We start from the raw sequence: 12291 nt of genomic DNA, 5'->3' as shown, positions 1-12291 counted from the left end.
TGCTCTACCAACTGAGCTATTCCCGCAAATGGCGTCCCCTAGGGGACTCGAACCCCTGTTACCGCCGTGAAAGGGCGGTGTCCTAGGCCACTAGACGAAGGGGACACACAACTGAAACACATGGTGTGTATTTCAGTGTCCAGAGGTTAGATCCGAAGATCATGCCCTGGTTTCACTCAGTGCCGCCCGAGAGCCACACTGCTTAAACTTGGAGCGGGAAACGAGACTCGAACTCGCGACCCCGACCTTGGCAAGGTCGTGCTCTACCAACTGAGCTATTCCCGCATATTGGCGTCCCCTAGGGGACTCGAACCCCTGTTACCGCCGTGAAAGGGCGGTGTCCTAGGCCACTAGACGAAGGGGACACACGTACAACATTCACTACTTAGCTGCGTTTCGCTGTGTGCTTTACGCGTTAAGTGGCGCGCATTCTATGGATGGATTGAAAGGTCGTCAACCCCCAAGGATAAATTTATTAAAATCAATGACTTCGACCTGCTTTCAGGGCCTGAAGGCGAATTGTGCGTGTCCGGGCTTTGACGCCTATATTCTGGCGCCCGACAAGACGCTATAGTTCGCTCCAGCAAATGATGGCAATGTGCATCCATGCAGGGAGCGCCTATCTATATATAGAAGCAAACTACCCGGGCAACTGGTCGATCAGTCCTATCCGCCGGATGGCCCAGTCACTACACTCCACTGTAAACCCTATAAAGAGGTCACACCGGTGACACCACTCATGATCACCCTGCTGGTAATAGCCGGGATCGTAATACTGATCGCCATTGGCTACATGAACCACGTGGTGGAAAACAACAAGCTGGAAAAGAAGCGCACCGAGATCGAGCTTAACGATCGCCTGCGTCGCTGCGGTGAAATCACCGAGACCTTCCCCGGCCAGTTGATGACCCCGGCGCTCAAACTGTTGATGACCCGCCTGGAACTCAACGTCAACCAGCGCCTGTTGAACCTCAACAAAGGCAGCGCACCGCTCAAGGCTCGCATCGCCGAGCTGAATACGCTGGTGGCCCAAGGCGAATCGATCCCGGTGAACAATCCGCCCGCGCCGATCCAGACCGAAGCCAAGGCAAAGGATGTGCGCTTCCTGCTCGAAGCCCTGCACGGCCAGGTCACACGCGCCGCCCAGGACGGTTTCCTGCCGGCCAACGAGGCCAAGCACTGGATCCGGGAAATCCGCCATATCCTGGTGTTGCTGCACATCGAGTTCTTCAACAACCTCGGCCAGCACGCCTTGCAACAAGGCCAGCCGGGCCAGGCACGCCTGGCGTTCGAGCGTGGCGTGCAATACCTGCGTAAACAGCCGGAGCCAGTGATCTACAGCGCACAGCTGCAACAACTGGAAGCCCAGCTTGCCCGCGCCAACTCCACGGTGCTGACCAACAGCAAGCCCGCCGAAGACGAGGTCAACGAACTGACCGAAGGCCTCAAAGTGGTGGATGCCGACGCCGAGTGGAAGAAGAAAGTCATCTACGACTGATTGCGCGGTAGTTGGGCGGGCCTGTGGTGAGCGGGCTTGCTCCGCGCTGGGCTGCGCAGCGGCCCTAAAACCTAACCCCCCGATCTGTCTGCCAGAACGAGGGGTTTTTATTGGGGCTGCTACGCAGCCCAGTGCGGGGCAAGCCCGCTCACTACAAGACCAGGTCTGTACAAACAACCTACCGCTTCACAAGATGCCATCACTTTGCATCTATCCCCCCGCCCCCGACTAGCGTAAAAAAGTGCCCCTTACTCCGTGAAGTCAGAGGCCTGTTATGCCTGTCGCCGTCATTGATGGACAACCGCTGCACTACTTGGACCAGGGCACCGGCCCGGTCGTACTGCTGGGCTCAAGCTACCTGTGGGACGCCGACATGTGGGCGCCGCAGATCGAAGCGCTGTCGCAACAATACCGTGTGATCGTGCCCGAGCTGTGGGGCCATGGTGAATCCGGTGCATTGCCCGCGCAAACCCATTCCCTGGACGACCTCGCGCGCCAAGCCCTGGCCCTGCTCGACCAGCTGGATATCCCAGCGATCAACCTGGTGGGGCTCTCGGTCGGCGGGATGTGGGGCGCACGCCTGGCACTGCTGGCGCCCGAGCGGATCAACAGCTTGGTGCTGATGGACACCTACCTGGGCGCCGAGCCCGAGGCCACGCGCCAGTATTACTTCTCGCTGTTCAAGATGATTGAAGACGCCGGTGCCATCCCCGAGCCGTTGCTGGATGTGGTCGCGCCGATCTTCTTCCGTCCGGGTATCGACCGCGAATCAGCGCTGTACCAGGATTTCCGCCGGCAACTGCAGGGTTACTCGAAAGAACGTCTGTTGCAGAGCATCGTGCCCTTGGGTCGATTGATCTTCAGTCGCGAAAACGTACTGAAGCAACTGCCGCGACTGGACGCCGACACCACGTTGCTGATGTGCGGCGAGCAGGACAAACCGCGCCCTCCCGCCGAGTCCAAGGAGATGGCGGGCCTGATCGGTTGCAGCCTGATCCTGATTCCCGAAGCCGGCCATATCAGCGCCAGGGAAAACCCGGACTTCGTCAACGAAGCCCTGCTGACCTTCCTCGCCAACAACGCCTGACCACCCTCCCCTGTGGTCGTTGCCAACGCGCGGCGATCACAGGCGGAAGTGCCCCACCATGCCCTTGAGTTCCGCGCCTAACTGCGCCAGTTGAATGCTCGACGCGGCGTTGCCTTGCATGCTCAGCGCCGACTGATCGGCACTGGCGCGGATGCTGGTGACGCTGCGATTGATCTCTTCGGCCACCGAACTTTGCTCCTCGGCCGCCGCGGCAATCTGCTGGTTCATCTGCTGGATCAGCGACACTGCCACTGCGATGCTGCCCAAGGCACTTTCGGTTTCCAGGGCATCGCTTACCGCCAGCTTCACCAACTCCCCGCTTTGCTGGATCTGCTGCACAGATGATTGCGCAGCGCTGCGCAAGGTGCTGACCAGTCGTTCGATCTCCTCGGTGGATTGCTGGGTACGCTTGGCCAAGGCCCGTACTTCATCGGCGACCACCGCAAAACCTCGGCCCTGCTCGCCGGCGCGGGCGGCTTCGATGGCGGCGTTAAGGGCCAGCAGGTTGGTCTGTTCGGCCACGCTTTTGATCACACTCAACACGGTGCCGATATTTTGAATTTCAGCGCTCAGGCTCTCGATGCTGGCGCTGGCAGAGGTGCTGGATGTGGCCAGCAATTCAATGCGCTGCAAACTCTGGCGCACCACCTGTTGGCCGCTGTCGACTTTATCATCTGCCGTCTGTGCGGCTTGCGCGGCCTCTTCGGCGTTGCGAGCCACGTCGTGCACGGTGGCAGTCATCTGGTTCATCGCCGTGGCGACCTGTTCGGTTTCTTCTTTCTGGCTGCTGACCTCGACGTTGGTCTGCTCGGTGACACTGGACAATGAATGCGCCGAACTGGCCAGTTGCTCGATACCGGCTTGCAGGCCTCTGACCATTTGGCTCAGGCCATTACCCATCTGTTGCATCGCCTGCATCAACTGGCCGATTTCATCACGACGGCTGACCTCCATGCGCCCGCTCAAATCGCCGGCGGCAATCTGCTGGGCCACGGCAATCACGCTGCGCAGCGGCGCGACGATCAAGCGGGTGATCACCCAGGCCGCAATCAAACCCACCAACAACGCCAAGGCCGAAGAGCCGATGATCAGCATTGCGCTTTTCTTCAACTGCGCCTGCATCGACTGGTCTTCGGCGTCGTAGGCCTGGTTGACCCGGCTGACGACCTGTTCCGCCCTATCATGCAGCTGCTTGTAGACCACCTTTTCCTGGGCCAGCAGCCCGGTGTACTCGCCGAGTTTTTCACTGAACGCGGCGATATGCCCGGAAACTTCATTGAGCACGGTCTGGTAGCCGGAGTCCTTGACTGAGGTCTTCAGTTGCTCGACCTGGGCAAGAGCCTGGTCAGCCTGCTCGATCTTGCCCTGCTCTGCGTCGTCTTGATCGGCCTTGCGGCTCTGGTCGAGCCGCACATGGGCTTCATTCATTGCTTGCAGCATCAGGCGCGACACCTGGCTGACCTGCCCCGCCTGCTCGATAAACTCAGCGCCTTCCTTGCCCTGGCTTTCCTTCAAGCCATAGGCACCGTCGTCCGCCAGCCCGGCCTGCAACACGTCGAGGTTATTGGCCACACTGGACACCGACCAACTGGCCATTTCCAACGCCAGGTCTTTGGTCTGGGTCAATTCGACAAACTCATCGAACGCCTTGCGGTAGGCCTCCAAGGCCTGTTCGACATCGGTCATCACCGGCACGTTGGCCGCCGACTGGGACTTGAGACTGGTCGCGAGAGCCGCCAGGGCATCGACGCTTTCGTGCAGGGCGTCAACGGCCTTGGGGTCGGCATGCAACGCGTAGTCCTGCTCGATCAGGCGCACCTTGAGCAAGCCGCTGTTAAGCGACGACATGGCCTTGAGCCCTTCGAAACGCTGGCCAACGGTTTGCAGGGACCACACACCGATCGCCGCGACCAAGGCCGTCAGCAGCAATACCAGGGTGAAACCCAAGCCCAGTTTTTTCGCCATACCGAGGTTGGCGAATTGTCGTTGCACGGCCGAAATCATTGCACTTGAATCCTCTTGCAATGGCGGTTGCCATCAAGCCCGGTTTACACAGGCGAGATTCGCAACCACAAGGCACTGAACACAAGTCGTTGGCGCCACAATAATGGCAAAAAGCTACACGCCCGTCGTTTTCAGAATGGTCGAGGTCGATCTGGCGGGCCCCATGGCGCGGAACAACGCCAAGGCCCGTTGATCATCGGCATAGGCCACGTTGATGCGCAACCACTCACTGGGCTCGCTGGTTGGACTGAATAGCGCTCCCGACGACAACAAAACCCCGAGCCTGCGGGCACATGCCTGCAACCGCGATGGATCGCCTGCCCTTGGTCGCGCCCACAAAAACATGCCGCCAGCAGGTGCGGCGAACACCTCCCACTCCTCGTCCTCCAGCACCTGCAGCGTAGCCGTCATTTGCGTATTCAGCCGCTTGCGCAAGCGCTGTACCCATTTGCGATAAGTGCCATTAGCCAGCAGCGTGGCCACCACCGATTCGGCGAAGCGTGAGGTGCCAAAACCGGTCAGGGTCTTGAGGCTGGCCAACTGCGCGATGATCGCGGCGCTGGCACTCAGGTAACCCACGCGCAAGGCACTGCTCAAGGTCTTGGAAAAGCTGGCGACGTAGATCACCCGATCATCATGGGGTAACGCCGAAAGGCGCGTACAACTGGGGTGCTGCAGGTCGCCGAGGACATCCTCTTCGATGATCAGGAAGTTGTCGCGCTGCGCCAGCGCCAGCAAACGCTCGCCCACGGTACGACTCAAGCTGGAGCCGGTGGGATTGTGATACAGGCTGTTGACGAATAGGCACTTGGGCCGATGCTGCTGCAGCAGCGCTTCCAGCGCCGGAATGTCAGGGCCACCAGGCGTTCGCGGCACTTGCAGCAATTGCACGCCGTGGAAGCCTAATTGCCAATAGAGGTTGCCGTACCCGGGTGTTTCGACCACCACGCAGTCGCCGGCCTTGAGCAACGTGCGTATCAGCAGGTCCTGGGCATGGCTCGCGCCCGCTGTGATGAGGATACGGTCCTGGTGGGCGGCAATGTGGATTCGACTCAGACGCTTGAACACTTGCTCGCGCAGCGCCGGCAACCCCAATGGCGTGCTGTAATTGAACAGGCCGGCGGTGTCGGTTCGAGTGACTTCACGAATCGCGTAACTGATGTCATCGCTTTCACGCCAGGCATCGGGCAACCAACCGCAGCCCAGCTTCAACTCGCCCAGCGGACTATCGACGAAGGCGCCCCACTCCCGCTCCGCGCCTTCATACCACTGGCCCTCATACAACGTTGACGGCTGGGCCACGCTGAAACCCGAACCGTGCTTGGAAACCAGCAATCCCTGGGCGACCATCCGCTCGAACGCCTCGATCACGCTGGATTGGCTGAGCAGGTTATCGAGGGCCACCTGTCGAACGGACGGTAAGCGTGTGCCGGGGCTCACCCCACTCATGCGAATCCATTGCGCCACAGCGCTGATAATTTGCTGCACCACCGGTACAAGGGCTTGTCGATCGATCCCTAAATCCATGCGCCACTCACTTCAACTGACTGATATTCAACCCAGAACAGTTAAGCACAGAAGCGCATTTCGACCGCGCGCCAAGTCTTATTAAAGTATTGATTTTATTGAATTATTTACCTATTGATACACATTCTGACAGGGCACGGTGCCAGCTATGGAAACGCCCCACACCCCCCCAAACCTTTTCGAATGAAGGGCGGCGTGAGGTCCTAGATAGCGGTCGCACCACCGTCCACCGCCAAAGCTTGGCCTGTGGTAAATGCGGCGCCATCACTGCACAGGTATAGGACCGCGCTGGCGATTTCCTCGACCTTGCCGATGCGCCCGACCGGGTGCATGGCGGCGGCAAATTCAGCCTTGCGTGGGTCGGCCTCATAGGCGCGCCGGAACATATCGGTATCGATCACCGCCGGGCAGACTGCGTTGACGCGGATTTTCTTCTTCGCATACTCGATGGCCGCCGATTTGGTCAGGCCGATCACCGCATGTTTGGAGGCCGCATAAATGCTCATCTTCGGCGCAGCCCCCAGGCCCGCGACCGAGGCGGTGTTGACAATGGCGCCGCCGCCCTGGGCCAACAACAGCGGCAACTGGTGCTTCATGCACAACCACACGCCTTTGACGTTAACGCCCATGATTGCGTCGAACTCATCCAGGCTGCCATCGGCCAGCTTGCCCTTTTCGATCTCGATCCCGGCGTTATTAAATGCATAGTCCAGGCGACCATAGGCGGCGATGGTCTGGGCCATCAATTGCTGCACTTGCGCCTCCAGCGTGACGTTGCAACGCACAAACAGCGCTTCGCCACCCGCCTGGTGGATCAGGGCGACGGTGCCTTCGCCGCCCACCGCGTCCAAGTCGGCAACCACGACCTTCAAGCCTTCGGCGGCGAACGCCAACGCGGTGGCGCGGCCAATACCGGCAGCGGCGCCGGTCACCAGGGCGACCTGGCCGGAAAACGTCATGCTCATAGAAGATGTCCTGTGGGAGAAAATAGCCGTGGGTCGAGTCTAGCCAACGTCGCCTTGGACGCGTCAGCACTATCAAACCGCCGGTTGGCGCTGCATGGATCGCAGTGATAAGAGACATAGGTCAACTATCAACACCACCTATCGACCGGCATTCGCGCTCTCGGTGAACCTTGCTCCCTACCCGTTGAAGGTCTATCACTTCAGGTTCATTTCCAGAAGAGTCGCTGCCATGACCGCCCAGACCAACCGCCAGTTCCTGCTCGCCAAGCGCCCGGTCGGCGCAGCCACCCGGGACACCTTCACTTATCAGGAAGTCCCGGTGGGCACGCCCCAGGAGGGCCAGGTGCTGGTGCGCAACGAATACCTGTCCCTCGACCCAGCCATGCGCGGCTGGATGAATGAAGGCAAGTCCTACATTCCGCCTGTCGGCATCGGTGAGGTAATGCGCGCACTGGGTGTGGGAGAGGTGATTGCGTCAAACAACCCGAAATTCTCTGTCGGCGACTACGTCAACGGCGCCCTTGGCGTGCAGGATTATTTCCTGGGCGAGCCACGTGGCTTCTACAAGGTTGATCCGAAACTGGCGCCTTTGCCGCGCTATCTGTCCGCGCTGGGCATGACCGGCATGACCGCCTACTTTGCGCTGCTGGAAACGGGTGCGCCCAAGGCCGGCGAAACCGTGGTGATCTCCGGCGCGGCGGGCGCCGTGGGCAGCATTGCCGGGCAGATCGCCAAGCTCAAGGGTTGCCGCGTGGTGGGCATTGCCGGCGGCGCCGACAAGTGCAAGTTCCTGATAGATGAATTGGGCTTCGACGCCGCCATCGACTACAAAAGCGAAGACGTGCCCGCTGCCCTCAAGCGCGAGTGCCCCAAGGGCGTGGACGTGTATTTCGATAACGTCGGCGGCGATATTCTCGACGCCGTCCTCAGCCGCCTGGCACTGAAGGCCCGCGTGGTCATCTGTGGCGCCATCAGCCAGTACAACAACAAGGAAGCCGTGAAAGGTCCGGCCAACTACTTGTCACTGCTGGTCAATCGCGCGCGCATGGAAGGGTTCGTAGTGATGGACCACGCCGCAGGCTTCGCCGCTGCCGGGCAGGAAATGGCCGGCTGGATGGCCCAAGGCAAACTCAAGAGCAAAGAAGATATCGTGGAGGGGCTGGAGACGTTCCCAGAGACGTTGATGAAGCTGTTCAACGGCGAGAATTTCGGCAAGTTGGTGCTGAAGGTCAACTGACCCCCAGCTTATGTAGGAGCCGGCTTGCCGGCGATGAGGCCCTTGAGCATTGATCTCAAGGCCGCTATCGCCGGCACGCCGGCTCCTACAGGGGGTGTTGTTCAGGCGATCTCGGCAACGACTGCCGCCAACGCTTTGGCCGGATCGGCCGCCTGGCTGATCGGACGGCCAATCACCAGGTAATCGGAACCCGCGTCCAGCGCCTGTCGCGGCGTCAGGATACGGCGCTGGTCATCCTGGGCACTGCCCGCCGGACGAATCCCCGGGGTCACCAGTTGCAGCGACGGGTGCGCGGTTTTCAAGGCCTGGGCTTCCAGCGCCGAGCACACCAGGCCGTCGAGACCGGCTTTCTGCGCCAGGGCCGCCAGTCGCAGCACCTGCTCCTGAGGCTCGATGTCCAAACCGATGCCGGCCAGGTCTTCACGTTCCATGCTGGTGAGCACAGTCACGCCGATCAACAAAGGCTTGGGACCGCTGCGCTGTTCCAGCACCTCACGGCACGCGCTCATCATGCGCAGGCCACCGGAGCAGTGCACGTTGACCATCCACACGCCCATTTCGGCAGCGGCCTTGACCGCCATGGCGGTGGTGTTCGGGATATCGTGGAATTTCAGGTCGAGGAACACCTCGAAACCTTTATCACGCAGGGTGCCGACGATTTCTGCGGCGCAACTGGTGAACAGTTCCTTGCCGACCTTGACCCGGCAAAGCTTCGGGTCCAACTGGTCAGCCAGCTTCAGTGCGGCGTCACGAGTGGGGTAATCCAGGGCGACGATGATAGGAGTCTGGCAGACGGACATTGGAATGGGCTCTCAGGCAAGTCGAAATCGGCGCGGATTGTAGCGCAAGCGGCGGCGTTGCGGGATCCGATGATCGGTAAATACTGACCAAGCGCTATCGGGCAGGCATTTACGGGCAATTATTTCAAAGCTGATACATTCACGACATGCCCCCAACACGCCCCACCGCTAGCCTCGCTCGCACGACCCACCGACCAGCACTTCCAGCCATGGGGCTGGACGCCTATGCTGACCGCAACGACCAGGCAGATGATCGCATTATGCAGACCCCTTCCGTCTCTGTGAACGACGAGCAAAAAGGCACAGTGATCGCCGATGACAAGCGCTGGAACACCCGCGCGCTGATCGTTGACGACGATGTACCGATCCGCGAACTGCTGATCGACTACCTCGCCCGTTTTGGCATCCTGGCGCATGGCGTCACCGACGGCACCGCCATGCGCCAGGCCATGCAGGCTGAAACCTTCGATGTGGTGGTGCTCGACCTGATGCTGCCCGGTGAAGACGGCCTTTCGCTGTGCCGCTGGCTGCGCGCGGAGTCGGACATTCCGATCCTGATGCTCACCGCCCGCTGCGAGCCGACGGACCGCATCATCGGCCTGGAACTGGGCGCCGACGACTATATGTCCAAGCCGTTCGAGCCGCGTGAGCTGGTAGCGCGGATCCAGACCATCCTGCGCCGTGTGCGCGATGACCGCACCGAACAGCGCGCCAACATCCGCTTCGACAATTGGCGTCTCAACAGCGTATTGCGCCAACTGGTGGCCGACGATGGCCTGGTGGTGCCGCTGTCCAACGCGGAATTCCGCCTACTGTGGGTCTTCATCGAGCGCCCGCGCCGGGTGTTGAGCCGCGAACAATTGTTGGATGCCGCCCGTGGCCGCTCCATTGAAGCCTTTGATCGCAGCATCGACTTGCTGGTGTCGCGCCTGCGGCAAAAACTCGGGGACGACCCCAAGGCCCCGCAACTGATCAAGACCGTGCGCGGCGAAGGCTACCTGTTCGATGCGCGGGATATCGGTTGATGCGCAACGCCTTCAACACGCTGTTCGGTCGACTGTTTGGCGTGTTGCTGGTGGCGATTGTGCTGGCCCACGTGCTGGCGATCTCCTGGTTTCGCTATTACGGCCCGCCCCCGCCGCCGCCACAGGAAACCTTTGTCGAACAGCCTGACGGCACGATGAAGCCCCTGCCCAAGCACAAGCGACCGTGGTTTGGCGGCCCGGTGGTGCCGCTGACGTTCCAGTTCATCTCGTTGATCATCGCCGCCTGGTACGGCGCCAAGCTGCTGAGCCGGCCGATTCAGCGCCTGAGCGAAGCCGCCGAGCGCTTGAGCCTGGACCTCGACAGCCCGCCCCTCGACGAGTCGGGACCGCGTGAAGCACAGCAAGCCGCGTCGACCTTCAACCTGATGCAACGGCGCATCCGCGAACAGGTCAGCCAACGCGCGCGCATGCTCGGCGCGGTCTCCCATGACCTGCGCACGCCGCTGTCACGCTTGAAACTGCGCCTGGAACAGATCGAAGACACCCGGTTGCAAAGCCAGATGCGCCAGGACCTGGACGACATGATCGGCATGCTCGACGCCACCCTGAGCTACCTGCACGAACAACGCACCAGCGAAACCCGACACTGGCTGGACGTGCAAGCGTTGGTCGAGTCCATGAGCGAAAACGCCCAGGACCAAGGCTCCGACGTACAATTCGCCGGCACCTGCGCGCCGCTGCAGGTGCAGCCGATGGCCTTACGTTCGTGCCTCAACAACCTGATCGACAATGCCCTGCGCTATGCCGGTACGGCGCGCATCGAGCTGACGGACAGCCGCGAGGCCTTGGTGATCCGCGTGATCGACCACGGCCCCGGCATCGCCGCCGACAAGCGTGAGGCGGTGTTCGAGCCGTTCTATCGGCTGGAAGGCTCACGCAATCGCAACTCTGGCGGGGTCGGCCTGGGCATGACGATTTCCAAGGAAGCGGCCGAACGCCTCGGGGGTCGGCTGCACCTGGAAGAAACCCCCGGCGGTGGCTTGACCGCCGTGATGTGGTTGCCCAGGGCTTAAAGCGGTTTGTCTTCCCGTCGCCCCTGGGCCTGGGTCGCGCTCCAATCCATCAACAGGCTGTAGGCCACCGCCAGCAGGGTCGGGCCGATAAACAGGCCGATGAACCCAAAGGCGATCAAGCCGCCAAACACCCCAAGCAGCACGATCACCAGCGGCAGGTTGCCGCCACGGCTGATCAGGTAGGGCTTGAGCACGTTGTCCACGCCGCTGATGATGAACGTGCCCCATACGCCGAGGAACACCGCGTAGGTGTAGTCGCCCTTCCAGGCCAGCCAGGCCGTGGCCGGGATCCACACCAGCGGCGGGCCCATAGGGATCAGGCTGAGCAGGAAGGTGACGATGCCCAGCACCAACGCACCCGGCACGCCGGCGATCCAGAAGCCGATCAACGCCAGCAGGGCTTGCGCGGCGGCGGTGCCGATCACGCCATTGACCACCCGTTGCACCGTGCCGGCCACCAGTTCGATGTAGTAGCCGGCGCGATCGCCGATCAAGCGTTCCAGCAGACGGTGCACGAACATCGCCAGGCGCGGCCCGTCCCGATAGAAAAAGAACACGAATACCAGGCTCAGGGTCAGTTCCAGAATCCCCCCACCGATTTGCGCACTGCGCGCCAGCAACCAATTGCCGACCTGCCCCAGGTACGGCTTGATGCTGACCATCAACGCTGCCCCCTGCTGATCAATGCTGTCCCACATGCCCACCAGCCGCTCGCCGACAAAGGGGATCGAGCCGAGCCAGGTAGGCGCTTCCGGCAAGCCGTCGACCTGGATATCCTTGATCAATGCGGTTGCATCGCGCACATGGTCCGCAAGGTTGAAGCCCAGCCACACCAGCGGCAGCGCCACCAGCAGCATCCAACCCAACGTCAGGATGCCGGCAGCCAAGGATTCCCGGCCACCCAGCCAGCGGGTCAGCAGGACCATCAGCGGCCAACTGGCAAACGCCAGCACCGCACCCCAGAACAGCGCCGACCAGAACGGCGCCATCACCCAGAAGCTGGCACCGAACAGCACCAGCAGCAGGATTTGCACCAGTAGGCGATCGTTATTGAGCATGTAGGATCTCGAAAGGAAGACTGTAGGAAGACAGCTTAGGCGAACGGCGCGGGTCC

10 protein-coding genes, 3 tRNA genes and 1 pseudogene are annotated in these 12291 nt (G+C 61.2%); 5 read left to right on the top strand and 9 right to left on the bottom strand.

The window, feature by feature from the left end; genetic code table 11:
- Positions 1–29 precede the first annotated feature (29 nt).
- From U367_RS0103460 to U367_RS0103450, 3 genes are all read right to left on the bottom strand, one after another.
- Positions 30–105 (bottom strand) — tRNA-Glu (locus U367_RS0103460).
- A 104-nt stretch (positions 106–209) separates the two neighbouring features.
- Positions 210–285 (bottom strand) — tRNA-Gly (locus U367_RS0103455).
- A gap of 4 nt (positions 286–289) precedes the next feature.
- Positions 290–365, bottom strand: a tRNA-Glu gene (locus tag U367_RS0103450).
- 362 nt (positions 366–727) lie between these two features.
- Between U367_RS0103450 and U367_RS0103445 the strand changes: the two genes are divergently transcribed.
- Positions 728–1498 (top strand): hypothetical protein, encoded by a 771-nt coding sequence (locus U367_RS0103445; RefSeq protein ID WP_028615743.1) that lies wholly within the window; start codon positions 728–730, stop codon positions 1496–1498.
- 274 nt (positions 1499–1772) lie between these two features.
- Entirely contained in the window at positions 1773–2585 is an 813-nt protein-coding gene (locus U367_RS0103440) for an alpha/beta fold hydrolase (protein WP_028615742.1), read from the top strand.
- Between the two features lie 36 nt (positions 2586–2621).
- Here U367_RS0103440 and U367_RS1000000132655 read toward each other — a convergent pair whose 3' ends face one another.
- The 4 genes and pseudogenes from U367_RS1000000132655 to U367_RS0103425 all read right to left on the bottom strand — a co-directional run bounded on the left by U367_RS1000000132655 (position 2622) and on the right by U367_RS0103425 (position 7081).
- Positions 2622–3464: a methyl-accepting chemotaxis protein gene (locus U367_RS1000000132655; RefSeq protein ID WP_372514802.1), complete on the bottom strand. Its 843-nt coding sequence runs from the start codon at positions 3462–3464 to the stop codon at positions 2622–2624.
- A 15-nt stretch (positions 3465–3479) separates the two neighbouring features.
- A pseudogene (locus U367_RS1000000132650) lies at positions 3480–3680 on the bottom strand (HAMP domain-containing protein); the annotation flags it as partial.
- Positions 3681–4703: 1023 nt separating this feature from the next.
- Positions 4704–6116, bottom strand: a complete 1413-nt coding sequence (locus U367_RS0103430; protein ID WP_028615740.1) for an aminotransferase-like domain-containing protein — start codon at positions 6114–6116, stop codon at positions 4704–4706.
- 203 nt (positions 6117–6319) lie between these two features.
- Positions 6320–7081 carry an SDR family oxidoreductase gene (locus tag U367_RS0103425; RefSeq protein ID WP_028615739.1) on the bottom strand — a complete coding sequence of 254 codons (762 nt, stop codon included), beginning with the start codon at positions 7079–7081 and terminating at the stop codon, positions 6320–6322.
- Between the two features lie 229 nt (positions 7082–7310).
- Between U367_RS0103425 and U367_RS0103420 the strand changes: the two genes are divergently transcribed.
- Positions 7311–8318: an NADP-dependent oxidoreductase gene (locus U367_RS0103420; protein WP_028615738.1), complete on the top strand. Its 1008-nt coding sequence runs from the start codon at positions 7311–7313 to the stop codon at positions 8316–8318.
- Positions 8319–8419: 101 nt separating this feature from the next.
- On the opposite strand, the gene pyrF is transcribed toward U367_RS0103420, so the two are convergent.
- Positions 8420–9118, bottom strand: coding sequence for an orotidine-5'-phosphate decarboxylase (pyrF, locus tag U367_RS0103415; protein ID WP_010211681.1), 699 nt, complete (start codon positions 9116–9118; stop codon positions 8420–8422).
- Positions 9119–9378: 260 nt separating this feature from the next.
- Between pyrF and U367_RS0103410 the strand changes: the two genes are divergently transcribed.
- Both U367_RS0103410 and U367_RS0103405 read left to right on the top strand, forming a co-directional pair.
- The gene (locus U367_RS0103410; RefSeq protein WP_032864128.1) at positions 9379–10143 is read left to right on the top strand and encodes a response regulator; all 765 of its coding nucleotides are present in this window, start codon (positions 9379–9381) and stop codon (positions 10141–10143) included.
- Positions 10143–11177, top strand: a complete 1035-nt coding sequence (locus tag U367_RS0103405; RefSeq protein ID WP_028615736.1) for a sensor histidine kinase — start codon at positions 10143–10145, stop codon at positions 11175–11177. Before U367_RS0103410 ends, U367_RS0103405 begins: the two co-directional genes overlap by 1 nt.
- Here the strand turns inward: U367_RS0103405 and U367_RS0103400 are convergent.
- The gene (locus tag U367_RS0103400; RefSeq protein ID WP_016979537.1) at positions 11174–12235 is read right to left on the bottom strand and encodes an AI-2E family transporter; all 1062 of its coding nucleotides are present in this window, start codon (positions 12233–12235) and stop codon (positions 11174–11176) included. The two genes, U367_RS0103405 and U367_RS0103400, sit on opposite strands and share 4 nt — an antisense overlap.
- Positions 12236–12291: the final 56 nt, after the last annotated feature.

It is taken from the genome of Pseudomonas canadensis, from assembly GCF_000503215.1.
GTDB classification, from domain to species: Bacteria; Pseudomonadota; Gammaproteobacteria; order Pseudomonadales; family Pseudomonadaceae; genus Aquipseudomonas; species Aquipseudomonas canadensis.
The sequence above is the reverse complement of the archived record's forward strand: the minus strand, read 5'-3'. Positions and strand labels throughout refer to the sequence as shown.

Bases quoted from the DNA above. Each gene is read 5' to 3' on its own strand.
- U367_RS0103440 (WP_028615742.1), top strand. From the start codon at position 1,773: ATGCCTGTCGCCGTCATTGATGGACAACCGCTGCACTACTTGGACCAG.
- U367_RS0103425 (WP_028615739.1), bottom strand. From the start codon at position 7,081: ATGAGCATGACGTTTTCCGGCCAGGTCGCCCTGGTGACCGGCGCCGCT.
- U367_RS0103430 (WP_028615740.1), bottom strand. From the start codon at position 6,116: ATGGATTTAGGGATCGATCGACAAGCCCTTGTACCGGTGGTGCAGCAA.
- pyrF (WP_010211681.1), bottom strand. From the start codon at position 9,118: ATGTCCGTCTGCCAGACTCCTATCATCGTCGCCCTGGATTACCCCACT.
- U367_RS0103410 (WP_032864128.1), top strand. From the start codon at position 9,379: ATGCAGACCCCTTCCGTCTCTGTGAACGACGAGCAAAAAGGCACAGTG.
- U367_RS1000000132655 (WP_372514802.1), bottom strand. From the start codon at position 3,464: ATGGTCAGAGGCCTGCAAGCCGGTATCGAGCAACTGGCCAGTTCGGCG.
- U367_RS0103400 (WP_016979537.1), bottom strand. From the start codon at position 12,235: ATGCTCAATAACGATCGCCTACTGGTGCAAATCCTGCTGCTGGTGCTG.
- U367_RS0103405 (WP_028615736.1), top strand. From the start codon at position 10,143: ATGCGCAACGCCTTCAACACGCTGTTCGGTCGACTGTTTGGCGTGTTG.
- U367_RS0103420 (WP_028615738.1), top strand. From the start codon at position 7,311: ATGACCGCCCAGACCAACCGCCAGTTCCTGCTCGCCAAGCGCCCGGTC.